Origin of the sequence: Phytopseudomonas punonensis, from assembly GCF_900142655.1 — a bacterium.
In the GTDB taxonomy this organism is placed as follows: Bacteria; Pseudomonadota; Gammaproteobacteria; order Pseudomonadales; family Pseudomonadaceae; genus Aquipseudomonas; species Aquipseudomonas punonensis.
Genome location: NZ_FRBQ01000012.1, coordinates 16,441 through 41,193 on the forward strand (window position 1 = coordinate 16,441; position 24,753 = coordinate 41,193).

Here is a 24,753-nt window from a genome sequence, read left to right on the forward strand (position 1 = left end):
CGTAACGGAGATAGTCACATGGACGTTCGCAGCCCCCTGAACCGTGCCATCGCCCGCATCCTCATCGGCGTCATGCTGTTCGATCCGGTCAAGGCGCTGGCCGCCGACCTGGCGGTCGACGCCGCAGCCGGCGGCAACACCAGCATCGGCCAGGCCGGCAATGGCGTGCCGGTGGTGAATATCGCCACGCCCAATGGCAGTGGCCTGTCGCACAACAAGTTCACCGACTACAACGTCGGCCAGCAGGGGCTGATCCTCAACAATGGCGCCCAGGCCTTCGTGCCGAGCCAGTTGGGTGGCTACATCAACGGCAACCCGAATCTCCAGGGCGGTGCCGCGGGCGTCATCCTCAACGAAGTGACCGGCAGCAACCGCAGCCAGCTCAAGGGTTACACGGAAGTGGCCGGGCAGGGCGCCCATGTCATCGTCGCCAACCCCCATGGCATCACCTGCGATGGCTGCGGTTTCATCAACACCCCGCGCGCGACCCTGAGCACCGGTGCACCGCAGATTCAGGATGGCCGCCTCAAGGGCTTCGACGTCGACGGCGGCGACATCGCCATAGAAGGTGCTGGCCTCAACGCCAGCAACGTCGACCAGTTCGACCTGATCACCCGCACGGCTAAGATCAACGCCGATATCCACGCCAAGCGCCTGAACGTCATTGCCGGCCGCAACGAAGTGGACGTTGCCACCCTGCAAGCCACCGCCAAGGCCGACGACGGCAGCGAAAAGCCCCAGGTGGCCATCGACAGCTCGGCCCTGGGCGGCATGTATGCCGGGGCGATCAGCCTGGTGGGTACCGAAGCGGGCGTGGGCGTGAAGCTGGCCGGCGACATGGCGGCCACTGCCGGTGATATCCAGATCGATGCCGGCGGCCAGCTGACCATGAACCGCAGTGCGGCCAGCGGCAATACCACCCTGGTGGCCGATAGCGTCGATCTCAAGGGCGATACCTATGCGGGCGGCACCGCCCGTGTCGAGGCCAGGCAGGTTGACGTGCGCGAGAGCCTCGCCGCCGGTGAGCAGGTCAAGGTACAGGCCGAGCGGCTGAACAACGCCGGTGCCATCGAGGCCGGCGTGCGCGCCGACGGCAGCACCAACAGCGCCGGGCATTTGCAGTTGGACGGCGGCAGCGTGCGTAACGACGGTCAGCTCGTCAGCCATGGCTCCCTGAAAACCGACCTGCAGGCACTCGACAATGCCGGCGGCCAGATCGCCGCGGCAGGCAGCGCCACGCTCAAAGCCAAGGAACTCGACAACCAGAAGGGCCAGGTCGTCGCCCAGGGCAACCTGACCCTCGACACCGATACGCTGGACAACCGCCAAGGCAGCGCCCTGGCGGGCCAGGCCATGGAGGTCAACGCCCAGGCTGTGGATAACCGCGCCGGCACCCTGGCGGCCGGTGGCACCATCACCGCGAAGGCCAGCAACGCACTGAACAACGACGGCGGCCTGGTGGAGGCCGGCGGTCATCTCGATATGCAAGCCGACAGCCTGAGCAATGCCGGTGGCCGCCTGCGTGCCCTGGGCAGCGGCGGTGAGAGCCGCTTCGCCATCGGCACCGCGTTGAATAACGACGGCGGCGTGCTGGAGGTGGCCAGCGCGGCATTGACCTTCGACACCCCGGCCCTGAGCAACAAGGGCGGTGTGGTGCGTCACCTCGGCAGCGCCGGGCTGAATCTCGACATGGATCTACTCGGCCAGGCCGGTGGTGAGTTCATCACCAACAGCGCGGTGAGCCTGAGTGCCGAAGAGTGGGTCAACAACAGCCTGCTGCAGGCCGCCTCCATCACCCTGGACATCGACCGCCTCACCCAGACCGCCGGCGGCGGCCTGCTGGCGGTCAACAGCCTCAGCACCACGGGTGAAAGCTGGATCAACGATGGCCGTATCGAAACCAACGGCAATCTCGACCTGCGCCTGAGCGGTGATTACCGTGGCAACGGCAGCCTGCTGGCGCTCGGCAACCTCGACCTGCAGGCCGGCAACATCGGCTTCGGCGCCGACGCCCAGGTACGCAGCGGTGGCTATGGCCGCCTGGCGGCACGGGGCGAGTTGGTCAGCCAGGGGCGGATGACCGCTGGCGCCTGGCTGAGCATGGCGGCGCAGAAGATCGACAACCGCGGCAACCTGGGTGCGGGCGCCGACCTGCTGTTGCAGGCCAGCACTATCCGCAACGATGGCGGGCTGATATTCAGCGGCGGCAACCTGCAGCTGCTGGCCGACCGTTTCACCAACCGTCTCGCGGCGCTCTACAGCCTGGGCCACCTGAGCATCGCCAGGGATGCCCAGGGCAGCCTCGCCAGTCTGATCGAAAACCGCTCCGGCACCTTCGACAGCGCCGGCGACATGAGCCTGCGCGCCGCCGTCATCGCCAACGTGCGCGACGAGTTGCAGACCGAGCAGGGCAAGTACGATGCCGTGTTCACCGAGCTGGCCTGCCGCGGGCCCTATAACCCCGGTGGCGACTGCAAACTGGGCGGCAACGGGCGCAAGGTCGGGGTCTGGCAGCTCAAGGAATACGATCGCCTGATCGTCACCGCCGACAGTGGCGCCTCGCATATCACTGCCGGCGGCTCGCTGAACGTGCTGGGCGACAGCCTGACCAATAGCAGCAGCACCATCGCCTCGGCTGGCGACCTGCAGATGCAGCTCGGCAGCCTGGACAATATCGGCCTGGAAACCGGCGAGGTGCACACCACCCGGGTGCTGGTGTCCGGCCGCAAGCCTAGCTACTACTACTATCGGGGCCTGGTATACGGCTTCAACGACAAGCATGCCGGCTCGCGCAACCTCGATACGCTGGAATCGGATCTCAACCGCGTCATCGGCGCCATGGAGCGCGAGTACCTGCCGGCCAATACCGTCGAGCGGGTCAATGTCGACGGGCAGACCTACGCCGCGGTCATCCAGAGCGGCGGCAATGTGCGCGTCGACACCCGCGACGATTTCGACAGCCGGGTCATTCGCCCCAGCTATGCCTACCTCGGCGGCGGCACGCGGGTCGACACCACCACGCCCGGTAGCGATATCGCCACCGCCATCACCCTCAACCCGCAACTACCGCCGGATCTGGCTCAGCAAGCCGTCGACCCGCTGGGGCTGCCGAGTTTCAAGCTGCCCACCGGCCAGAACGGTCTGTTCAGCCTCAACACCAATCCCGATCACCCCTACCTGATCGAGACCGATCCGCAATTCGCCGAGCTGGGCAACTTCCTCAATTCCAGCTACCTGCTCGGCCAGCTCGACTACGACCCCGATCACGCCCAGAAGCTGCTTGGCGACGGCCTCTACGAACAACGCCTGATCCGCGATGCAGTGCTGGCCCGCACCGGCCAGCGCTTCCTGGCCGGGCTGAACAGCGACGAGACGCAGTTCCGCTACCTGATGGATAACGCCATCGCCAGCCAGCAACCCCTGCAGTTGTCCGTGGGCGTCGGGCTTTCCGCCGAGCAGGTCGCCGCCCTGACCCATGACATCGTGTGGATGGAAGAGCGCGAAGTGAACGGCCAGAAGGTGCTGGCACCCGTGCTCTACCTGGCACAGGCCGAAGGCCGCCTGGCGCCGAATGGAGCCCTGGTCCAGGGCCGCGACCTGACCCTGATCAGTGGCGGTGGCCTGAGCAACGCCGGCACCCTGCGCGCCTCGGCCAACCTTGGCATCCAGGCCGAGTCCATTGGCAATAGCGGGCTTATGCAGGCCAATCAGCGCCTGCAACTGCTGGCCACCGAAAGCATCCGCAACGCCCAGGGCGGCATCATTGCCGGTCGCGACGTCAGCCTGCAGGCCGGCAGCGACATTATCAACGAGCGCAGCGTCGCCACCCACCAGTCCGCCAATGGCAAGGCCTACGAGCACCAGCGGCAGATGGCCGACAGTGCCGCACGTATCGAAGCTGAAGGTGAGCTGAGCATGGCCGCAGGGCGTGACCTGCTCAATGTCGGCGGCGCCCTGTCCGCCGGCGGCGATGCCAAGCTGCAGGCCGGCCAGGATCTGCTGCTTGCCAGCCAGCAAACCGAGAACAGCACCTCGCGCTATTACGACGCGCGCAACTACAACAATCGCCAGCAGATCGACCAATACGGCAGTGATGTAAAGGTCGGCGGTGACCTGCAGGCCGCTGCCGCGCGAGACATAGCCATCGTCGGTAGCCAGGTCGCGGCAGAGGGCGATATGGCCCTGCAGGCCGGTGGCAGCATGACCATCGCCTCGGCGGCTAATGAGTACCACTATGACGCCAAGCGCAAGGGCGGCGGCAAGAAGGTCGAGGCCGTACAGGACAGCGTCACCCAGATCGCCAGCGAGCTGAGCGCTGGCGGCGACTTCCGCGCGGTGGCCGGCCAGGACATGAACCTGAGCGCCAGTCGCATCGACGCGGGCGGCTCGGCCTACCTCTACAGCGGTGGGCAACTCAACCTGCTGGCTGCGCAGAACAGTGACTACTCGCTCTACGACAAGCAGTCCAAGGGCTCCTTCGGCGCCAAGGCCACGCGCCGTGACGAAGTCACCACCATCCGCCATATCGGCACCGAGATCACCACCGGCAGCGACCTGACCCTGGCCAGCACCGGCGACCAGCTCTATCAGCGCGTGCGCCTGGACAGCGGCGCCGACCTGACCCTGCAAAGCGGCGGTGGCATCACCTTCGAAGCGGTGAAGGATCTGGATCAGGAGAGCCACGAGAAGAGCAGCAACAGCCTGGTATGGACCTCCGCCAAAGGCAAGGGCACCACCGACGAAACTCTGCTGCAGACCCAGATGATCGCCCAGGGCGAAATCGCCATCAAAGCGGTGGAAGGCCTGAACATCGACATCAAGCACGTCGACCAGCAGACCGTCACCCAGACTATCGACGCCATGGTCGAAGCCGACCCGCAGCTGGCCTGGCTGAAAGCCGCCGAACAACGCGGCGATGTCGACTGGCACCGGGTGAAGGAGATCCACGACAGCTTCAAGTACAGCCATTCGGGGTTGGGTGGCGGCGCTGCGATCGTGATCGCCATTATCGTGGCGTATTTCACGGCTGGGGCGGCGAGTGGGTTGGTAGCGAGTGCCGGATCTGCGGCAGGGGCTACAACTGCAGTCGGAACAGGAGGCGCATTGGCTGCAGGAACCGGTGCGTCGCTCGCCGGCGCGGGCTGGGCCAACTTGGCGGCGACTGCGGTACTCACCGGGGCAGCGGGCAATGCGGCAGTCAGCACTATCAACAATCGTGGCAATTTGAGCGCTGTCTACAAAGACATCACCTCTAGCGACGCCGTGAAGGGCTACGCAGTTGCGGGTGTCACGGCGGGCTTGACCGCAGGGCTTTATGACGGTTGGACAGGCACTGAGACTACCAACAGCAGCGCAGGTAATGCAGTAGGCGCCAATACACCGCTGAGCAACTCCGGCACTGTAAGTGTTGCGGGCTCGGGGTCAGGTTTGAGTACCTTGCCAGGCATAGGCCGGTTCGCGGCCAATCAGGCCCTTCAGAACACCACCTCCGCGGCTCTGAGCAAACTCGTCGGCCAGGACGGCAGCTTCAGCGATGCATTGCAGAGCACCTTGGCCAACACCTTTATGGCAGCCGGTTTCAACTGGATTGGCGATAACACGGCTCCAGGCGCCAAGCTGGAACTGGAAGATGGCAGCCTCACCAAAGCGGGCTTGCATGCCGTAATGGGCGGCCTCACCGCCGAAGCTATGGGCGGAGACTTCAAGACTGGTGCACTGGCGGCTGGGGTGAACGAGCTACTGGTCGAGAAGCTGGATGCCCAGTACCAGAAGATGGGCATAGAAGACCGCAAAGCGCTGCTGGTCATGAACTCGCAACTGGTGGGCGTGTTCACCGCTGGGGTGCAGGGTGGAGATGAACAGAGCCTGCAGGTGGCTTCGGCTGTGGCGGGTGGGGCTACTGCATATAACTTCCTTGGCCATGAATCTCGAGAATCAAGAGACAAAGCACGTAAAGAGGTTAGTGAAAATCAAAATGTTGAAGCCGCTTCCAAGCTGATTTCGCTCGAAAAGCAAGATCAGCGGAGCGATTCTTTGTTGGATAAGTACTTGAACGATAAAGGTTCTCTTACTCCCTCAGAGCAAATAGAACTAAATCACTACGTTGGTCTATATTTCGAGGAACAGTCCGCTAAGTACGGAAGTGAAACAGCACAAAACTTGGTAGATGCACTGCTCAACGAGAAAGACACAATTCGTGACTATTCGTATAGCTATGCAGCTGATGAGGACATTAAATCTAGGCAAGCATCTTTCAATAGAGAACAAAGTAGCGGCTTAGGCAGTATTTTTTGGAGTCGCACAAAAAGCGAAAATGAAGAGATTTATCAAGACGCGGTAGGGCTTGTTAAAAATCATAATGTGCAGCAAGGGCAGGCAAATATTGGCAGTCCGGCGCTTTATGTTATGTCCGGTCCCGTAGGATTAGGAGTTAGAAGCGCCGCAGCTATTAATGGAGCTGGCCAATTTGGTTTCGGCATTGGGCAACTCGGCGAAGGTCAAGGATGGAATGGAGTTGGAAATATAGCACTCGGCTCGCTGGATATGCTTGGACTGCATATGCCAGTCCGGGGAGTAAGCGGCGCGGCGACATTGCCAGTTCAAAAAAATGCGGCTGATTTTATAAGTGTAGATATTAATAGCGGTTTTGTTTATAAAGCATCCCCCTCAGATTTTGGTACGTCAACTATCGCTGATCGACCGGAGCTGCTAACGATGTGGAACGATGCAATGCGTAGCGCTGCTGGCTCTCTGAGACCAAACGGATATACTCGCTATCTCTCGGCTTTAGAGCGTGGCGAGAGCCCGGATAAAGTCATGCTTGAAAATGCGTTTAAAGCAGTTAATGACCGCTTCTTAAATACGGCCCGTAAAGCTGGAAATGAAATATCAGAAGTGCACCATTGGAATTTCAGCAAGTCTGAGTTTCCGACGCAAATTGTCGACCCTCGGCACCTGGTTCCTATTGACTCTAGGAGGACTCATGAAGAAATTCACAGGGCCACTAGCTCAACTAGAAATATTTGGGTGGGACCTATAGCTCCAGAACATGTTATTAATATTCCTGAGTGGTCAACTCCTCTGCCGCCGCGAGATTAAGTTCTATGAGTTATGTAAAGGTTTTAAAAAAACTTTGTCTGCCCGACGCAGTTGTTGCTCTTGCATCGGGTGAGCTTCAGATGCCTGTAACTGGTTTTGATGCTCCTGCAAAGTGGTTTGGCTACCCTCCAGCTCTAATTCCTATATTGAGTGATAGTTCAGGGCCATCCTATCTCGGGTATTGGAAACATTGGTTTGTAGAGCGCGAAAGCTCCTTCGTTAAGATGTATGTCGACTCTGGTCGGACGCTACTGGAGATTGCGAGAAACTCTGAGCAATTTTTTGGTGTGATAATAATTGATGCAATCTGTCAATTTGATGGTTTGAGCCAAGAGGTAAAGACCTTTGCTGAAGAAGTAGGCGAAGAAACTGGTGGCGTAACGTTATCCGATTATGATCGAATCTCCCTGGACACTGGTGATGACTTAAAAGGGCTTCATAGTGTTGAGGTTTTCAAAATAAACACGCCACTGGCAGTTATACAAGATCAGGCCAAGTACACTGGTGCTTTTCCCTGTGCAGTAAATATTGCGAAAGGCTTTTTAAATCATAGCTGTCCGTTTGAGTTGAATAACGGGCAAGCTGAAGCTTTAGTAACTGGGGAGTTGCCCAGTTGGTTTGTGTCGCTGGATAAAGAGCGGTTGTTTTATGAATATGTATCTGACTGTGCTTTTGATAAGGCGTGGCTTACATTGAATTCACCCGGTTGGTCTGTCCGGAGTGCGCGGCGTGCTATAAAAGAACTGCAAGCTTATTCGAAGGATGAGGCATTCGATTTGCTTGTTGAGGCATGGTTAGATATTGCAACTGAGGACGCTGGCGGGTACTAGAGTAAAAGGAAAAGAGGAACAGGAAACAGATTTAATGGTACTTACTTAACCCTCCTCAGAGAAAAGGCAATAGAAAAGGGGACAGATTTATTTTTGGCCGTCGCAATGGCTGAATAAATAAATCTGTCCCCTTTTTCGCTCATTGGAAGTTGCGGGTTAGAGATTGGGAGTAGTCAGGCGTGGATTATTCGAGAATAATTAACCTTATTGAAAAATCGGATTTCGTTGAGTTTGCTGACTATGGTGACGGGATTGCCGATGAATGGATTTATAAAGCTGAGGCTCGTCTTGGGTTGAAGTTGCCTGATAGCTATAAATGGTGGCTGAAGTATTATTCTGGCGGGGAAATATCTGGAGAAGAGATCTATAGTATCTACGAAATGGATTTTGATAGCGTAAGGGGTGGTGATATAGTTTATATGTCAATCGTTAATGGCCGCAATGGGTTGTGTGGGAAGGAGAAGCTATTTATCTGTGAGCCGCCGGGTGCGGGGGAGTCATTTTATTTTGCCACGGATGATGGTCTTAATGATGGGGAGTATCCTGTTTATAGGCTTGATCTTTCGAATAAAGCTTCCAGTTTGTATGCGGAAAATTTTATTGATTTCTTAGAAAAAAGAATAATTTCTTTCAGTTGAATAGAACAATAACAATAGAGGACACCTATTAGCCGGCTCTGTGTCAAGACTCAAAGCCACCCGCTCTGCTTTTTAAGAGCAGAGTTTTCCAGCGCCGAACCTGATGGGTTGATCCGGTCGAGCACGTTTCCTCGTTCTTGGAATCTTGGGGGCAGAGTCATTGATTAGGAAATACAGCTAAATCAATGACTCTGACCCATCGATTTCCTAAAACTGTCGGTTCGACTACTATAAAATTCAACAGGTCTGTTCCAGATTCGCCAAGGCCAGATACATTATCTGTGATGTATACGATTGATGGGAAAACCAGGACTAGAATTTTTGAAAATGAAGCTAATAAAGTTCCGAAGAATCACTAATGATTACTGAAGATTTTACGCTAGTTAAGGAAATTTTTTCGATCATAGATGTCGGTATAATCGAGGGGTATGATTCCTTCTGCTTTGAGGTTGAGGTTGGGGGATTGAGAAAAGGGGACAGATTATTTTTGGCCGTGGCAATGGCTGAATAAATAAATCTGTCCCTTTTTTCGATTTTAGGTGTAGGCGGTAAAGGTTACGATCTAGGGGATAAGGTTAATGAGGGGCCGAAGAATGAAAATTAATCTTAATCCTACTAGGCTTTTATTGTGGTTTGCGACGGCGATAATTGTTTTTGGGATTTTCATGTTTTTCGTGTTTTTTTTAGTGGGCTTATAATGGCGGTTTTTAAAGTAAGGGACGAAGTTGTCTTGACTGTCCATGCTTTCTTCTCACTACCATTGTCTCTCGTTTTGACAATATGGTTTATGGTAGTTAAGCGAGATACGCTTGCTTTAGGAAAAGGGGACTAGGAAAAGGGGACAGATTTATTTTCGGCCGTGGCAATGGCTGAATAAATAAATCTGTCCCCTTTTCTTCCCGAGGCAGGGATGCCCTATGCGCATCCTGTAGGTCAAAAAGGGCCGGTGCAGGTTATCCCTGATGCAATCAGTCCTCCCAAGTTCAGCCAGGTTGAGGACCTGTTTGGGCAGATATTTGAAAGTATCCCGCTGTCGCACCTTCCCAATTGGAAGACTGGTTCACGTGTAAATGATGGGGTGCTGGGCGAGCAACTGGCCCTGCAAACCCTTAACGAGAAAACCGGCCTCAATTTCAAACCTCTGCACAATACTAGCAACCACGGTTGCGATGGCTGCGCGGTGGCGATCGATGGCGATACGATTACCGTGGTGGTGATGGATGCGAAGTCTTCGGTGAATGGCGTGAGTAAGGCCGGTACGCCGCATGGGGACCCGAGGACGCGGTTGGAGGGTTGGCTGGGTAATAGATCAATTGCCGACTCTGATCCTGCTTTACGCGATGCTTTGCGAGCAGCGTTGGATTCAGGAAAAGCCAAGGTTCAAGGTGTAACAGTCAAAGTCGGTGTTCCCGCCCCCAGTAAAACAGGTGTAGCAGAATTTAAAGTGGAACCATGGACCAAGAAGTAATTCAGTGCGAGCGCTCGGGCGTGAACCCGAAATGGCCTTCCTACAAAAGCGTGCTGGGGCGCATAGCCAAGGGGCCACACGTCTCAGATGAATACGAGTTGAATGGCATCCGTGAATATGTTGAGCGCGGCGACGCATTTGCGAAGCCATCAATGCCTGTACCGAATAGTGACAACGTTACGCGTAGTAGCTCCGAATGGATGGCCGTCACACGAGCCCACAAGGTATTGGCAACCGCCCAAGATAACCCACAATGGCTTCTAGAATTGGCCCATTGGTTGCGCTATTACCAAGTAGGAATTTGGCAGTTGTTCTTCTGGGCGGGCCAGTTCGACATTATTGCCAAAGCGGCAGGCAATGATCGACGCCGCCAAAACTACAGCATCCAAACCGCCACCAATATGATGGCCGCCATGGCGATCCTAGGCTGGAAGGATGCCGTCATCCATCAGGGCTATCTCACCCATGCGGCTCTCAATCGTGGGCATCAATTAGTGATTGAGTACGAAGAGCAACACCGCCGCGCCCAAGCCTTTATGATGCGTGTGTTTGCCGATTGGATGGGCGATGTCTCGCATCAATGGCCTGCTTATGCTTACGACGAACCCATCTACGAAGCCTTGTTGGCCAAGTGGCGCACTCCCAGCCCCGACGACCTGATGCCGTGTCTGTTGGCCGCGTGTGACCGCCACACGTGGCAAACCGGCAAAGAGAGCCAGAAGAAGTCCTACGACTTCAATCAGGACTGGCACTTGGAGCGCGTCCCGGTGGAAATTCTCTATATCCTACGCCTGCGCCAGTGGGAAGGTTTAGCCAATCCGCAGAAGATTGATCATCCACTGCTGGCCGCGCCCTTTGACCAATTGCCTCCCGAGCAACCAGTGCCTGAGTTGGACGAGTTGATGCAAGGTGTGCTCAAACGCGCGAGGGAAGACTGGCCACAGTACGATGAAGTGTTGTCGTTGCCAGCATTGAAGAGTTGAAACTTGGAATCGATAGGTTCAGAGTCATTGATTTAGCTGTATGCTCGAATCAATGATCCTGACCCCATCAACTATACCAGCCGAACAGGTCCCCCATCCATTGCCCGCATCGGGCGTTGCTGCTGATCAAGTTGCCAGTGCTACGTACCAAACTGGAAACCATCTCCGGGAAAAGGGGGGCAGGTTTATTTTCGGCCGTGGCAATGGCTGAATTAATAAATCTGTCCCCTTTTCGAAGAGGCTCCCCTTGATTGTTACGCCGAAGCCTCCACCCACGGAAACTTGCAGCAGTTGATATCAGGGCCTCACCTCCGAGCTTGGCCTTTTCTTACCGATGGAGCGCTTTACAGCTCAAGGACGTTCATGAAAAAAATCAGTTTTATCCTATTGGCCGGTGCGCTCGCAGGCTGCAACAGCATCTCCTCCGTCCCGTACGTAGAACCGAGCCCGTCTGCCGATACCGCCAAGGTTCGGGTGATCACGAATTCGAGCGTCTACGGCGACAGCCTCACCGAAAACTGCATTCCGAAGATCCGCCAGAAGATGGCGGTGTCTGGCCGGCAGTATGAAAGCGGACGCATGCACGAGACGTATCCCCAGTTTCCGCTGCAGCCGAAGACGGTAGAGGGAATGCCGAAGCGTATGGCGCCGAAGATGATCGATCTGAAGCCCGGCATCCGTATGGCGGAAGGGATGTACGTTGAAGTCGCTACCGAGTATCTCGTGCCGACTAACGCCCCCTTCATGATCTCAACCCTAGGCGCGGTGATGGGCAGCTACGGCAGCACCCAGCCGAGTTGCCCTATGGATGCGAAGGTCTTCGACCTTGAGGCGGGAAATAGCTACGAGGTCTTCGTGGGCATGGGGCCAGGGCAGACCCCAGAGGGAACGAAGCTGTTCTGTGCCCTGGCTGTGCGGAAGATGCTACCAATCGGGAACACTGGAGAGGCGTTGCCTTTAGTGGTCGAGCCCAAGCCGGCGCCGAAGGCGAAGTGTAAAAGTTAATCGTCGAGCCCCGCCATTGTGCGGGACTTTTTTACTGATCATCTATTACGTAGAGTTTGTAACAACTCAACTTGGAGGGCCAATAAGGGACAGACCACGTTTATAGCTCTAGGTAAAAGGGACAGATTTATTTTGGCTCATGGAAAATGCTGAATAAAGTCCAGTGGATTCGAATTAGACGCTACTTGCCCGCCTGCTGCCGCTATATCGGGTTGAACATGGGATCGAGCCGAAAATAAAGGGGCAGATCTAGATCTGCCCCTTTTACATTATAAACGCCTATTCTCACTTCACCGAAAACTTGAACACCGTGTTCTGCGTATAAGTCTGCCCCGGATCCAGCCGTGTTGAGGCGAACGTCGGCTGGTTCGGTGCGTCCGGGAAATGTTGGGTTTCCAGGGTGAAGGCGCTCCAGTGGGCGTAGGTCTTGCCGGCTTTGCCTTTTACCGAGCCGTCCAGGAAGTTGCTGGTGTAGAACTGTACGCCCGGCTCGGTGGTGTAGAGCTGCAGGAGGCGGCCGGAGGCGGGGTCGTGGACTTCGGCGGCGAGTTGCTTGATGTCGCCTTTGGTATCCAGTGCCCAGTTGAAGTCGAAGCCGCCCTGTTTGGCTTCGGCGAATTTGAGCTGCTCGTGGTCGTCCTTGATGTGCTGGCCGATGGGCGTCGGTTTGCTGAAGTCCATCGGTGTGCCTTTGACTGGGGCCAGTTCGCCGGTGGGGATCAGCGTCTTGTTGACCGGTGTGTAGTGGCTGGCGTGCAGGGTGGCGACCTGTTTGAGCATGTCGCCGTTGCCGGCCCCGGCAAGGTTGAAGTAGCTGTGGTTGGTGAGGTTGACCACCGTGGGCTTGTCGGTGGTGGCCTTGTAGTCGATGTGCAGTTCGTTGCTGTCGGTGAGGCGGTAAGTGACTTCGGTTTTCAAGTTACCGGGAAAGCCCATCTCGCCATCCTTGGAGAGGTAGGTGAGGGTCACGCCGACCGAGTCCTTATCCTTCACCGGTTTGGCTTCCCAGACCTTCTTGTCGAAGCCCTCGGCGCCGCCATGCAGGGCATTTGGCCCGTCATTGAGCGGCACCTGGAAACGCTTGCCATCGAGTTCGAAGGCGCCGCCAGCCAGGCGATTGCCGAAGCGGCCGATGGTGGCGCCGAAGAACGCGGTGCCGGCCTCATAGCCCTGCACGTCATCGAAGCCCAGCACCACGTCTTCGACCTTGCCGTTCTTGTCCGGCACCTCCAGGGCCTGCAGCACGCCGCCGTAGGTGATGATGGTGGCCTGCATGCCGTGGCTGTTACGCAGCTGATACTGCTCCACGGGCGTGCCATCGCGGGTCTTGCCGAAGGGCTTGTGTTCGCTTGTCAGCCCGGCAGCGTTGGCGCCTGTGCTGGCGATCGCCAGGGAGAGGGCCAGGCCGGACAACAGATGGTGAGGGTGGGTCATGGTCGAACTTCCTTTTATTGTTGTGAGAGTCGTTCTAACGAGCAGGGCCTGCAGCAGCGAATGCCAGGCCGAATAATCTTGATACGAAAAACAGGTTAGCTGTTATCTGACCACCGGCTAGTCCATTCGTCTCGGTGTGCTGGTCTGGCATGAGGTGCCGTGGAAGGCAGATGGCCTGAGCCCGGGTCCGGGCCGTGTGGCGAAGGGGGCACGTAACGACCAATCTGTCGTTACGTGCCTTGGTGCAGCGGTTACTGAGGTGTTTGGCCTGCAGCCGCTCTCTGCTGCTTCACGCCTTCGTGTACGTACTTCCAGTAATCGGCCTGCGGGTCGGCGCGGCACTGCTCGATGATCCACGGTAGTGCGCGTGCGAAGGCCTTGTCGACTTCCGTCGCGGACGCACTGTCCTGCTGACGCAGTTCGGCAAGGAACAGCAGTGCCGAGGTCTGTTGGAAGGTCGACAGATCGCTGACAGGTTTGCCCGGCGACGCTTGCTCGAAGGCTTTCAGTTCCTGGGTGACCTGGGCGCAGCTCTGTTCCTGCGTGCGCACCAGGGACTGTGTCTTGAGGATTATCGGTCGGCTGGTTCGTTGCGTCGCCGGTGCCTCGGGGCTGGGCGTCCAGGGCTCGTACTGCCAGGCGCGCACCGTTTCCATGACGGCCGAACGGGCAAGCTCGGGGGCATCGCCGGCGACCGTCACGTCGCTCACCGAACCATCGGCGTTTACCTGATAGCTGACGATCAACGCGATGTGCTGTTGCAGAGTTGCTGGCGCTACCGGCATCGGCGTGTGCACGGGCTTCAGTGGGGTGAGCTTGAACAGCGCCGCATCGGCCTGAACCCGGGCGGCGAAGCTGTTGATGATGCGGCGGATGTTGTCGCCGCGGCCATCGGGATGTACGAACAACCCGTTGTAATGGGTGGTCTTGTTGTCGACTCGGTACGTGGCCACCTCTTCCTGGCCGCGGGTGACCCGGAACGTCATTTCCGTCTCCCAGGACACGGAGGCCGGGATGATGAACAGGCTGAAAGCGCTGAGGAACTGGTTGGGAATGTTGCTGAAGCCGTAGTAGTCGCCAAGCGACACCACCTGGATGTTATAGCCGCCAGGGTCGAAGCCTTCGCGAACCTGCTCGAAGACGCCGGTGCTACGCAGGTGATTACGGATAAGCGGGCCGGGGACCGACCCCAGGGTTTGCACGCTTACCTGTGGCAGCGTCAGTTGCTGATTCAACGTGGGTTCGGGCAGGGTGTGGTTGACCTGGCAGCCGCCCAAAAGCCCCAGCACGGCAATGCTCAGGACGCGCAGTAAGTTGTTCATTTCGCTTGCCCCGACAGAATCGTTTTGTAGACCGCGGCATTCTCGGCTTCGCTGTCGAGCATGATCGGGTAGGCGCCCTCCATGTGTTTCAGCTCCAGTTGCTGGAGCGGCGGCAGTTCGGGGTGTTTGCCGGTGGTCAGGGCCTGGTCTCGTTTCAGGTTGTAGCTGTGGATAAAGGAGCAGTGGCCGTCGTAGTCGATGCAGGCCGCGCGGAAGTCGCCGATGTAGTAGGCCTTGCCGGGCTCAAGCTGCAGGGGAATGGAGAAGTCCTCGCGCCTCCAGGCCGTGGTGCCTTCGCTGCGTTTGAACAGAACGTTGTACAGCTCGTATTGGCCGGGCTTGAGCGGCATGACGAACAGCGTACCGATGCCACGGCGGCCATCGCGGATGTCCCGTGGTGTGCGCAGGTGAACGTTGTTGCGCAGGCGTGCCGAGGCGGAGCCGCCACCGCCTTTCTGGCGCAGCAGGAGGCTTTGTTCGTGGAGCGAATACTTGGCGTCCGGCCAGACGCCGACCACGCCCACCAGATAGCTGGTGGCGCCGTCTTTGGCGGGGCGGATGCTCTTGTCGATATCGACCGGCGACAGGCTGTAACAGCCGGCCAGATTGAGAAACAGCAGGGCGCAGCAGAGATTGCGGAGCAGGGGCATCGGAACACTCGCGTGCAGGCAGCGCCACCGAGCACGAAGGCTGGCGGGGCCGATAATGAACACAAGGTGTGAAGCGAGGGGCATAGCACACCAATCCTTGGCGACATCGTTGAAATGTAGCGGGGCGTGATTATAACGAGGTGCGCCCGTTGAGGGGCGGGTAGCGATCTGAACCACGACACGCATCCCACTGTGGGCGCCAGGCGAAAAAGGGGGAGGAGAGCAGTAGCGCTCAGGGCGCTGCCTTGAACCGCCCCACAAGCGCCGCGCGCACGCATCCCCAGGCGATCGCGCCGATGATCACCACTTCGGCATAGCCAACCAGCAGGTTGAACGAGAACACCAGGGGTTGTTCGCTCCAGTAGAAGCTGTGCACTCCCGTTCGAAAGCCGCTGACACGCAAGCGGCCAGTAAACAGCGCAGGCAGCAGCGTGGTGAGGTGGCTCAGTTCGAATACCGCCAGGAAGGCGCCCAGTAACGCGCAGAACGCCCGTGCTGGAGCGCTGATGGTCTCGGCTGCCTTGGTCAGTGGTGCTGATTCCCGTTCGGCACTCTGCCTCGCACTCTTGGCGCGCCTGCGGTTTGGGGCGGGCATTGGCTTGTAGATCACCGGCGCTTTGACTGTCGCCGGATCGATGATGGCCGTCGGCACCTCAAGTTGCAGATACTCGGCCAGTTCTTGCAGCCAGCGGTCGGTGCGTTGGCTGCCGGGTATGACCGGCACGTTGTTGGTGGTCAGCCGGTGTTCGCTGCCGTCGCGCATCACCAGCCACAGCTGGGTGCGGGCGGGCTCGGCGTCTTGGCGGCGGCGCAGTTCGAGGCGTTTGGCATTATCGATTCGGAATACGTCGTGTATCCGCTCGCGACGGCCAAAGAAGTTTCGCGTGCGGCGTTTGCCTTCGCCGTCGAGGCGTGACAACAGCAAGGTTTCGCGCATGCCGGTGTAGACGGTCACGACCAGGCCAAGGGCTGGAAACAGCAGCAGCCCGAGCATGATCAGCAACATCGTCAGTGGATCCAGGCTGGCCGATGGCGAGGAGTCGCTGGCAACCGCGATGGCCACGAATGCAACCGGGGCGGCAAAGGCGATCGCGCCCATCAGCGGCGCGACGATGTTCATCACCCCATTGTGTGAGTGAATGTGCAGGTCGCCCTCTGGGGTGCGCTCGTAGCGATAGCCAATCAGCACGCGAAATCCCTGTGCGCTGCGATGCGCGCCGTGTGGTCAGCTGCGCAGAATACCTGAGGCCGAGCGCGCCGGGCTGCTCGCGAACTATTTGCGCCAAGCACGCCACTAAGGGTGATCGCGACGTCTGTCAGTTCGCCCCGCGAGAGAAAGGAACGGCTCATGGATACAGCGACAGTTAGGAAGAGGGCTTCATGAACGACAGATTATTGAATGCCGAGTCGAGAGTGGTGGTGATCCAGTTATGCCCCGAGGATCTGGCGTTGGCCCAGCGTCTGCACTTCTGGCAGCACGTGCGCAGCCGTGGCGGCATCATTCGCTTGTCGATCCTCTGTGTGGTGGCCACGGCTCTCTTCGCCGGCCTGCTATGGCTAGCGGGGAGCGGTAGCGATGCCGTGGTGCCGGTGCTGGCTTTTGCCCTGGCCACGCCGTTCGCCATACTGGGTTTTCCGTTCCTGATCACCCATGTGCTGGGCGGCGTCGCGGCGCGCAGAACCTTCAGGCAGCAAAAGACCTTGCACAAGCCCGCCACGTTGGCGTGGACCGAGCAGGGCGTGGTGCTGCAGAGTGATTACGGCGATGCACGCGTGCCCTGGGCGGACTTCCGCAAGGCGCGTCAAGATGAGCGGATGATTCTGCTCTATGAGTCGGATCGCCTCTATCGAGTGATCCCCAAGCGTTGTCTGTCAGCCGTGCAACTGGCGGATCTTCAGTCCTGCCTGGTGGCCGCTCCGCCGGGCTGATCTTGCGCCTGCCATTCGCGGATCGCTTGCAGCACCTGATCGTCATAGCCGCGCAGCTTGCGCGCTTTGTAGGGCGAGGTGCTGATGGCCAGGATCGGCGCACTGTGATGAATGGCTTGGGCCAGGCGATCCAGGTAGGCGTGGCCATCGCGGCGGTACTCGGCAAGCTCCTCCTCGTTAAGGCGGATCAGCACGCTGCAACTGACGGCGCTGTGATGGCATTCCAAGTCCAGCAGCAAGCCGCTGTCGTCTTCCAGCAGAAACCAGGCGTGGGGTTGGTGATCGATGACCTGCATGGGACTGTCCTCTGCCGGGCTAAGCGCGATCAGCCCTTGCCGATCATCTGCTGGGAGAACAGCGTGCGAATCGCCTCGCGGTATTCGCGGCTGCCGGTACGCATGCTGTTGTTGTGGTTGCCGCCGTCGATCAGCAGCAGACGCTTGGGCTGGTTGGCCGCCTGGTAGAGGCTTTCGCTAAAGCGCGCCGGCACGTAGCGGTCGCCGGTGCCGTGGGCGATCAGCACCGGTACCTTGATGTCACCGATCTTGCTTAGTGAGTCGAATTTCTGCGACAGCAGCCAGCGCACCGGCAGCGAGGTGTACTCGGACGCCACCTCGGTGGCGGCATCGGCCAGGTTGGTGAAGGTCGATTCGATGATCAGCCCGGCCAGCGGCGGCGTGTGGCGATCACGACCCAAGGAGTCGGCGAGGTTGACCGCTACCGCGCCGCCCAGAGAGTGCCCGTAGATAAAGCGTTTGGCAGGATCCGGCTGCAACTCGGTGAGGCGTTGCCAGGCGATCTCGGCGTCTTCATAGAGGGTGCGCTCGGAAGGCAGCTCGCCGCGGCTCTCGCCAAAGCCGCGGTAGTCGATGGCCAGCACCGCAAAGCCCATGGCGTGCAGCTGTTCGATGCGAAACAGCTGGCCGGTGAGGTTCCAGCGCGAACCGTGCAGGTAAAGCAGGGTCGGCGCGTCCGCCTTGCGGGCCGGCCACCACCAGGCGTGGATGCTCTGGCTGTCGCCGAACTCCGGCACGCTGAGGGTCATGTCTTTCACGCCGGCCGGCAGGCCATGGAACCAGCTGGCGGTGCCTGGCTCGATGCGAAACACCAGCTCGCGCTCTTTCTCTTCCAGTTTGGTGCAGCCGACCGGCAGGCCGACAGCCAGGAGAGCCAGCAAGCCGATGCTCAGCCAGCGGCGACGCAGTGTGTGGATAAGTGAAGTGGCCATGGCTCTCCGCGGGCGTTGCAAAGGTGGCGCGCTGCGCTTCGCTCATGGGCGGCGCAGGGGCGAGGGAAGGTGATAGGCGAATAGACCGAAACGCCACGGCTGCGTTCGTCTGCGCCGGTGCTTTCGGGTATCGAGTTGTAACCGCAGCCTGCTGGCGCTTTCAAGCCTGCGCTATGCTGCGTCGCTGAATTTTCGCGGACATTGCCATGTCGCCCACTCCTGTCGATTTGCGCCGCCCGGCCGGTGCCACCCTGGTGCTGCTGGCCTCACTGTATTGCGCCCAGGGGTTGCCGTCGGGGCTGATCGCCCATGCGCTGCCGGTGCTGCTTCGCCAGCATGGCGTGGACCTGGCCGTGATCGGGCTGCTCAAGCTGCTGGCGTTGCCCTGGCTGCTCAAGGTGCTATGGGCGCCGTGGGTGGACCGCCTGTCGTCGCGGCGCCTGGGCCATCATCGCGGCTGGATTCTGCCGCTGCAGGGCGCGGTGGTGATGATTCTGCTGGCCCTGGCGCTGCTCTCGCCGGATGCGCTGTTCGGCGCGCACCTGCCATTGCTGCTTGGCCTGCTGGTGCTGGTAAACCTGGCGGCGGCGACCCAGGACATTGCCACCGACGGCCTGACCGTGCGCCTGTTACCCGAGCGTTGGCGCGGCCTGGGCAACAGCCTGCAGGTGGGCGGTTATAAGGTGGGGATGATCGTCAGCGGCAGCGGCCTGTTGCTGGTGATCGACCGCGTTGGCTGGAACCTGGCTCTGCTGGCGCTGACCCTGCTAGTCGCCTTGATGCTGCTGCCGGTATGGCGCTTTGCCGAAACAAAACAATTGCTGCCTGCCAACGCCTCGGCCGAGCCACTGGGCGTCGGTCTGCTGTGGCGCCATTACCGCGGCCTGCTGGCGCTGCCGGGCATGGGCCTGTGGCTGGCGATGGTGCTGACCTTCAAGCTCGGCGACGCCCTGGGCTCGCCGATGATCAAGCCGATGCTGGTAGACCAAGGTTGGAGCAATGCCGAGCTGGGGCAGCTGACGTTGATCAGCAGCCTGGTCGGCATCGGCGGCGCGCTGCTGGGCGGCCTGCTGTATGCGCGCTTTGGCGTGCTGCGTGCGCTGCTAACCTTTGGTGCGTTGCAGGCGTTGAGCCTTGCTGCATTGGCGCTGCTGGTCAGCCGTGGTGGCGATGCATCGCTGGTGTATGCCTTGACCCTGAGCGAGCAGGCGGCCGACGGGTTATCCACAGTCGCGCTGTTCGCCGCAATGATGCGCCAGTGCCGCCCCGGTCACGAAGGTGCGGACTTTACCCTGCAGGCCTCCACGCAGATTTTGCTTGGCGGCTTCGTCGGTGCGGCCAGCGGCGTGCTGGCCAAGGCGCTGGGTTATGACGGGTTATTCGTGTGTGCCGGGGGGCTGGGACTGGCGGCATTGCTGCTGGTGTGGCGTTACTTTCGTCGGCACGGCTGGCGGTAGCCTGCGGATCGTTCGTAGCCCGGGTCGAGCGCAGCGACACCTGGGATTCCTGGGTATCGCTGCGCTCAACGCCAGGCTACGGGTATGGCCAAGGTGCTGCGGCTCATTCCTCGAACTGCACCGGGCAGGTGGCGCCTTCGAGCTTCTGGATTTCTTCGATCACGTGGGGGCGGGCGTGGCGCAGCACCAGCTGGCGGTTTTGCGCTTGCAGGCGGCGTGCCTCTAGGTGAAGCATCTCCACGCCGGCGTAATCGATGAAGTTGATGTGCCGGGCATCGACCACCACCCGTTCGCCGTGGCTTAGCTGCAGGATCTGCTGCACGTAATGGCAGGCGCCGAAGAAGATCGAGCCCTCCAGGCGCAGCAGTTCGTCGTCGCCGTCGCGGGTGTACTTGAAGCGCGGTTGCGAGGTGCGCTTGAGGTAGAAAAACAGCGAGGCCAGAACGCCGGCGTAGATAGCGGTCTGCAGCTCCAGCACCAGGGTGGCGAGCAGGGTCAGCAGCATCACCACGAACTCTGCGCGGCTGACCCGCAGCAGCGCGCGCACACCGGCGACATCCACAAGCCCCCAGCAGATCAGCAGGATCGCCGCGCCCATGCTGGGCAGGGCGATATGGGAGATCAGTGGCGCGCAGAACAGCGCGAAGGCGGCCACCAGCAGCGCCGAGAACACCCCGGCCATCGGCGAGGTGGCGCCACTCTGCAGGTTCAGCGCCGAGCGGGTGAAGGAGCCGGCTGACAATGAGCCGGAGAACCACGGGCCGATCATGTTGGAAAGGCCCTGGGCGCGTACTTCCTGGTTGGCATCCAGCAACTGCTGGGATTTTGCCGCCAGCGAGCGTGCGATGGACAGGCTGGTGACCAGCCCGAGCATGCCGCAAGCGATGGCTGCGGGCAGCAGTTCGAGCAGGCTATTGATCTCGAAGTGCAGCAGAGTAAACGGCGGCAGGGTGCCCTCGAAGGCATCGACTAGGCGGATGCTGGCGAAGAAGCCGGGGAGGGCGGCGACCAGCAGGCTGCCGGCGGCCACACCGATCAGCAGCGCCGGTGGGCGTGGCCACAGGCGCCGGCAGAGCAGGCTGACCGCCAGGGTGACGGCAGCGACCAGCATGGAGTGCCAGTCGGCTTGGCCTAAATGTCGGCCGAGGTCGAGCAGGGTCGCCACGGCGGTGCGCTGGCTATCGACTTCAAGACCCAGCAGGTTGGGCAGTTGGCCAAGAGCGATCACTAGCGCGGCTCCCAGGGTGAAGCCGAGGATCACCGACGGCGAGACGAAGTTGACCAGGTTGCCGAAGCGCAGCAGCCCGAGCAGCCACTGGAACAGCCCAGCGAGAAAGGTCAGCACCAGCACCAGGGCGACGAACTCCTCGCTACCCGGCCTGGCCATAGGGCTGACGCTGGTGAACAGCACGATGGAAATCGCCGCCGTCGGCCCGCCGATCAGGTGCCACGACGAGCCCCACAGGCAGGCGATGATCACCGGCACGATGGCCGCATACAGCCCGTACTCGGCCGGCAACCCGGCGATCAGTGCATAGGCGATCGATTGCGGCAAGGCGAGGATGGCGCCGCTCAGCCCGACTAGCAGATCCGTACCCAGCGTGCGCCGGGTGACATTTGGCCACCAGAGCAGAGAGGGGAACAGGCTGTAACGGCTGGGTAGACGCATGCGGCTTTTTCGTTAAGTGGGCTGGGTGGTGGGCAGGGTAGCAGAGGTGTTGGTCATCACGTCTGCGGCTTGAGAAAGTCAGGAACTGGCAGTTGCATAACTTATGGAAGGGCCTTTAGTCGCGAGCTCTTTACGGCTAGGCAATTCGTAGGATGGGTGAAACCCATCAATGGCCGATGGGTTTCACCCATCCTACAAACTAAAGCCCCTCCCACAAAAGCCACTGGTAGGGTGGACAACGCTTTTTTTGTCCACCATTGCGAATCGCAGAGCGGTGGAGGGATCGGGCCGCGCAGGCAAGCGTCGGCTACGCGCCCCGATCCACCCTACGACAGGTCACTATCGCCTTCTAACAGGCTTACAACTTGGCCTTTACCGCCGCCATTGCATCGCCGCCCTCGCGGGTGGTGACGCCCTTGAGCCAGCCGTCGATCACCTCGGGGTTGGCCTTGAGCCAGTCTTTCACGGCCTGATCGTTGCTGGCCTGTTTGCTTAGCACCTTGTCCATGATGGCGTTCTCCATCTCCTGGGTGAACTTGAGGTTGCTCAGCAGCTTGCCGACGTTCGGGCACTGCGCCGCGTAGCCCTTGCGGGCCAGGGTGTTGACGCTGCCGCTGTCGCCAAAGTACTTCTCGCCACCCTTGAGGTACTTCATGTCGTACTGCACGTTCATCGGGTGCGGCGTCCAGCCGAGGAAGGCAACAAACTCGTCACGCTTCACCGCCCGGCCAACCTGCACCAGCATGGCCTGCTCGCTGGACTCGACCAGTTTCCAGTCCTTCAGACCGAACTCGTTGGCGGCGATGATTTCCTTGATCGATTCGTTGGCCGGCGCGCCGGAGGCGATGCCGTAGATCTTGCGGCCGAACTTGTCGGCGTGTTTTTCCAGGTCGGCGAAGGTCTTCACGCCGGCCTCATAGGCGTAGGTCGGCACGGCTAGGGTGTATTCGGTGCCGCTGAGGTTCTCGGCGACTTTATCCACAGTGCCGCCCGCGACGAACTTGTCGTAGTTGGCCTGCTGCGCCGGCATCCAGTTGCCGAGGAACACATCGACCTGACCCTTCTGCAGGCCGGCGAAGATGATCGGCACGCCCAGGGTCTGGGTCTTCACCTCATAGCCCAGGCCATCGAGCACAAGGCTGGCGATGCCGTTGGTCACGGCGATGTCGCTCCAGCCTGGATCACCAAGTGTGACGGTGGCGCAGCTGGCGTCTTCGGCGTGGGCCTGGCTGGCCAGGGTGGCGGCCAGGAGCAGGCTGCCCGCGACGGCTTTCTTGAGTGTATTCATGTCTATTTCCTCAAGGGCACCTCTAAAAACTACCTGCGTTGTCAGCGCAGCGTTAAAAACAGGCTCAAAATGCTCATTTACAACACGTAAACTCCGCTTTTTCGCCTGTTTTTGCCTTGCGCTGGCTACCTCGCCAACGTTTTTAGAGGTGCCCTTATGTTGGTTTTCTGTTGGGCAGGCTATGCGACGCAAGCGAGCGCACCGGGTTCCCGCTTTCTGGCGGGTCACCCGGTTTGCGACGTCACGGTTGGGGGAAGCGGGCGCGGCGCTCCAGGTCGTCGAGGTCGATGTGGTTGCGCATGTATTGCTCGCTGGCATCGACCAGCGGTTGGTGATCCCAGCTCTTCAGTTTGCCCTGGGTCAGCGCCTCGGCGACCAGGCGGCGACGGCGCTGGCTGGCCAAGGTGGCGCCGTGGATGGCGGCCATGTCCCAGCGGCTGCGCGCCTCGGCGAGAAACGCCTCGAGCTGCTCGCGATGATCCGGCGAGGCGGCGAGGTTTTCGCGCTCTTGCGGATCGTTGGCCACGTTGAACAGCAGCAGCGGGTCTTCCTCGGAGTAGACGAATTTCCACTCGCCACGGCGAATCATCATCAGCGGACTGGTGGTGCCTTCGGCCATGTATTCGCCGAGCACTTCATCATGGCCGCCGTTGCCTTGCAGATGCGGCAACAGTGAGCGGCCATCGAGCGCCAGGCCCGGCTCGACCTGGCCGCCAGCCAGCTCCACCAGGGTTGGCAGCAGGTCGACGGTAGATACCGACTGGCTGACTCGATGCGCCGCGAATCGCGCTGGCGCATGCACCAGCAGCGGCACCCGGGCAGCCATCTCGAACCAGTGCATCTTGTACCAGAGGCCGCGCTCGCCAAGCATGTCGCCGTGGTCGCCGGAGAACACGATGATGGTGTCGTCGGCCAGCTTGCAGTCCTTGAGCGTCTTGAGCAGTTTGCCGATGTTGTCGTCGATGTAGCTGCATGCACCGAAATAGGCGCGCCGCGCGTCGCGAATCTTGTGCTCGGGCAGCGGCTTGTCCCACAGGTCGATGACCTTGAGCAGGCGCTGCGAGTGCGGGTCCTGCTCGGCCTGGTCGATCACCTGCTGCGGCAGCGGAATGTCCTCATCGCTGTAGCGATTCCAGTATTCCTCGGGGATGGTGTAGGGGTCGTGGGGGTGGGTCATCGACACGGTCAGGCAGAACGGCTGGTCGGGCGTCACCCGCACGTGGTCGTAGAGGTATTGCTGAGCCTTGAACACCACCTCCTCGTCGAAATCCAGCTGGTTGGTGCGCACGCAAGGGCCGGCCTGCAGCACCGACGACATGTTGTGGTACCAGCTGGCGCGTACGTCGGGCTCGTCCCAGTTCACCGCCCAGCCGTAGTCGGCGGGGTAGATGTCGCTGGTCAGGCGCTCTTCATAGCCGTGCAGCTGGTCCGGGCCGCAGAAGTGCATCTTGCCGGACAGCGCCGTCCGGTAGCCGAGGCGACGCAGGTAGTGGGCGTAGGTCGGCACGTCAGCCGGGAAGTCGGCAGCGTTGTCGTAGGCGCCGATCTGGCTGGGCAACTGGCCGCTGACCAGGGTGAAGCGCGATGGCGCACACAGCGGGCTGTTGCAGTAGGCGGAGTCGAACAGCACGCCTTCGGCGGCCAAGCGCTGCAGGTTCGGGATTTTGATCGGTGAGTTCGCGTCGTGCAGCGGTAGCAGCGGCGCGGCCATCTGGTCGGCCATGATGAAAAGGATATTGGGGCGTTTCATGGCG

General features: G+C 59.9%; 17 protein-coding genes. 8 read left to right on the forward strand and 9 right to left on the reverse strand.

Translation table 11 applies throughout. The features are described 5' to 3' along the window. Nucleotides 1-18: 18 nt before the first annotated feature. From BUC40_RS23270 to BUC40_RS20730, 6 genes are all read left to right on the forward strand, one after another. Nucleotides 19-7,098 (forward strand): two-partner secretion domain-containing protein, encoded by a 7,080-nt coding sequence (locus tag BUC40_RS23270; RefSeq protein WP_073268385.1) that lies wholly within the window; start codon nt 19-21, stop codon nt 7,096-7,098. Between the two features lie 5 nt (nt 7,099-7,103). Further along, nucleotides 7,104-7,928: a hypothetical protein gene (locus tag BUC40_RS22825; RefSeq protein ID WP_139272218.1), complete on the forward strand. Its 825-nt coding sequence runs from the start codon at nt 7,104-7,106 to the stop codon at nt 7,926-7,928. Nucleotides 7,929-8,107: 179 nt separating this feature from the next. Next, nucleotides 8,108-8,566, forward strand: coding sequence for an SMI1/KNR4 family protein (locus tag BUC40_RS20715; protein ID WP_073268387.1), 459 nt, complete (start codon nt 8,108-8,110; stop codon nt 8,564-8,566). A gap of 910 nt (nt 8,567-9,476) precedes the next feature. Further along, the gene (locus tag BUC40_RS20720; RefSeq protein ID WP_244160672.1) at nt 9,477-10,034 is read left to right on the forward strand and encodes a hypothetical protein; all 558 of its coding nucleotides are present in this window, start codon (nt 9,477-9,479) and stop codon (nt 10,032-10,034) included. A 308-nt stretch (nt 10,035-10,342) separates the two neighbouring features. Beyond that, nucleotides 10,343-11,017 carry a hypothetical protein gene (locus BUC40_RS20725; RefSeq protein ID WP_073268388.1) on the forward strand — a complete coding sequence of 225 codons (675 nt, stop codon included), beginning with the start codon at nt 10,343-10,345 and terminating at the stop codon, nt 11,015-11,017. Between the two features lie 363 nt (nt 11,018-11,380). Continuing rightward, nucleotides 11,381-12,022, forward strand: a complete 642-nt coding sequence (locus BUC40_RS20730) for a hypothetical protein (protein WP_073268390.1) — start codon at nt 11,381-11,383, stop codon at nt 12,020-12,022. 285 nt (nt 12,023-12,307) lie between these two features. Here BUC40_RS20730 and BUC40_RS20735 read toward each other — a convergent pair whose 3' ends face one another. From BUC40_RS20735 to BUC40_RS20750, 4 genes are all read right to left on the reverse strand, one after another. Further along, nucleotides 12,308-13,456: an aldose epimerase family protein gene (locus BUC40_RS20735; protein ID WP_073268392.1), complete on the reverse strand. Its 1,149-nt coding sequence runs from the start codon at nt 13,454-13,456 to the stop codon at nt 12,308-12,310. Nucleotides 13,457-13,707: 251 nt separating this feature from the next. Then, the gene (locus BUC40_RS20740) at nt 13,708-14,778 is read right to left on the reverse strand and encodes a hypothetical protein (RefSeq protein ID WP_073268394.1); all 1,071 of its coding nucleotides are present in this window, start codon (nt 14,776-14,778) and stop codon (nt 13,708-13,710) included. Then, entirely contained in the window at nt 14,775-15,428 is a 654-nt protein-coding gene (locus tag BUC40_RS20745; protein WP_073268565.1) for a hypothetical protein, read from the reverse strand. Before BUC40_RS20745 ends, BUC40_RS20740 begins: the two co-directional genes overlap by 4 nt. A gap of 232 nt (nt 15,429-15,660) precedes the next feature. Beyond that, nucleotides 15,661-16,617 (reverse strand): hypothetical protein, encoded by a 957-nt coding sequence (locus BUC40_RS20750; RefSeq protein ID WP_073268396.1) that lies wholly within the window; start codon nt 16,615-16,617, stop codon nt 15,661-15,663. Nucleotides 16,618-16,808: 191 nt separating this feature from the next. Here BUC40_RS20750 and BUC40_RS20755 point away from each other — a divergent pair, with 191 nt between their 5' ends. Further along, nucleotides 16,809-17,357 carry a YcxB family protein gene (locus tag BUC40_RS20755; RefSeq protein WP_073268398.1) on the forward strand — a complete coding sequence of 183 codons (549 nt, stop codon included), beginning with the start codon at nt 16,809-16,811 and terminating at the stop codon, nt 17,355-17,357. Here BUC40_RS20755 and BUC40_RS20760 read toward each other — a convergent pair. Both BUC40_RS20760 and BUC40_RS20765 read right to left on the reverse strand, forming a co-directional pair. Beyond that, complete coding sequence (locus tag BUC40_RS20760; protein WP_073268400.1) at nt 17,324-17,653, reverse strand: hypothetical protein; 330 nt, start codon at nt 17,651-17,653, stop codon at nt 17,324-17,326. The two genes, BUC40_RS20755 and BUC40_RS20760, sit on opposite strands and share 34 nt — an antisense overlap. Before the next feature lie 29 nt (nt 17,654-17,682). Beyond that, nucleotides 17,683-18,585 (reverse strand): alpha/beta hydrolase, encoded by a 903-nt coding sequence (locus BUC40_RS20765; RefSeq protein ID WP_073268402.1) that lies wholly within the window; start codon nt 18,583-18,585, stop codon nt 17,683-17,685. A 206-nt stretch (nt 18,586-18,791) separates the two neighbouring features. On the opposite strand from BUC40_RS20765, the gene BUC40_RS20770 reads away from it, so the two are divergent. Continuing rightward, a complete protein-coding gene (locus tag BUC40_RS20770; protein WP_073268404.1) occupies nt 18,792-20,042 on the forward strand; it encodes an MFS transporter in 1,251 nt (416 codons plus the stop codon). A 103-nt stretch (nt 20,043-20,145) separates the two neighbouring features. Here the strand turns inward: BUC40_RS20770 and BUC40_RS20775 are convergent, their stop codons facing one another. The 3 genes from BUC40_RS20775 to betC all read right to left on the reverse strand — a co-directional run bounded on the left by BUC40_RS20775 (nt 20,146) and on the right by betC (nt 24,749). After that, the gene (locus BUC40_RS20775) at nt 20,146-21,711 is read right to left on the reverse strand and encodes a SulP family inorganic anion transporter (protein ID WP_073268406.1); all 1,566 of its coding nucleotides are present in this window, start codon (nt 21,709-21,711) and stop codon (nt 20,146-20,148) included. Between the two features lie 358 nt (nt 21,712-22,069). Further along, nucleotides 22,070-22,999, reverse strand: a complete 930-nt coding sequence (gene choX / locus BUC40_RS20780) for a choline ABC transporter substrate-binding protein (RefSeq protein WP_073268408.1) — start codon at nt 22,997-22,999, stop codon at nt 22,070-22,072. Nucleotides 23,000-23,240: 241 nt separating this feature from the next. Next, entirely contained in the window at nt 23,241-24,749 is a 1,509-nt protein-coding gene (gene betC / locus BUC40_RS20785) for a choline-sulfatase (RefSeq protein WP_073268409.1), read from the reverse strand. Between the last annotated feature and the right edge of the window lie 4 nt (nt 24,750-24,753).

What these genes read in the sequence shown, in the direction of transcription:
- BUC40_RS20720 (WP_244160672.1), top strand. Translation starts at nt 9,477, where the DNA reads ATGCCCTATGCGCATCCTGTAGGTCAAAAAGGGCCGGTGCAGGTTATC.
- BUC40_RS20730 (WP_073268390.1), top strand. Translation starts at nt 11,381, where the DNA reads ATGAAAAAAATCAGTTTTATCCTATTGGCCGGTGCGCTCGCAGGCTGC.
- BUC40_RS20760 (WP_073268400.1), bottom strand. Translation starts at nt 17,653, where the DNA reads ATGCAGGTCATCGATCACCAACCCCACGCCTGGTTTCTGCTGGAAGAC.
- BUC40_RS20735 (WP_073268392.1), bottom strand. Translation starts at nt 13,456, where the DNA reads ATGACCCACCCTCACCATCTGTTGTCCGGCCTGGCCCTCTCCCTGGCG.
- BUC40_RS20765 (WP_073268402.1), bottom strand. Translation starts at nt 18,585, where the DNA reads ATGGCCACTTCACTTATCCACACACTGCGTCGCCGCTGGCTGAGCATC.
- BUC40_RS20755 (WP_073268398.1), top strand. Translation starts at nt 16,809, where the DNA reads ATGAACGACAGATTATTGAATGCCGAGTCGAGAGTGGTGGTGATCCAG.
- BUC40_RS20775 (WP_073268406.1), bottom strand. Translation starts at nt 21,711, where the DNA reads ATGCGTCTACCCAGCCGTTACAGCCTGTTCCCCTCTCTGCTCTGGTGG.
- BUC40_RS22825 (WP_139272218.1), top strand. Translation starts at nt 7,104, where the DNA reads ATGAGTTATGTAAAGGTTTTAAAAAAACTTTGTCTGCCCGACGCAGTT.
- BUC40_RS20770 (WP_073268404.1), top strand. Translation starts at nt 18,792, where the DNA reads ATGTCGCCCACTCCTGTCGATTTGCGCCGCCCGGCCGGTGCCACCCTG.
- choX (WP_073268408.1), bottom strand. Translation starts at nt 22,999, where the DNA reads ATGAATACACTCAAGAAAGCCGTCGCGGGCAGCCTGCTCCTGGCCGCC.
- BUC40_RS20745 (WP_073268565.1), bottom strand. Translation starts at nt 15,428, where the DNA reads ATGCCCCTGCTCCGCAATCTCTGCTGCGCCCTGCTGTTTCTCAATCTG.
- BUC40_RS20740 (WP_073268394.1), bottom strand. Translation starts at nt 14,778, where the DNA reads ATGAACAACTTACTGCGCGTCCTGAGCATTGCCGTGCTGGGGCTTTTG.
- betC (WP_073268409.1), bottom strand. Translation starts at nt 24,749, where the DNA reads ATGAAACGCCCCAATATCCTTTTCATCATGGCCGACCAGATGGCCGCG.
- BUC40_RS23270 (WP_073268385.1), top strand. Translation starts at nt 19, where the DNA reads ATGGACGTTCGCAGCCCCCTGAACCGTGCCATCGCCCGCATCCTCATC.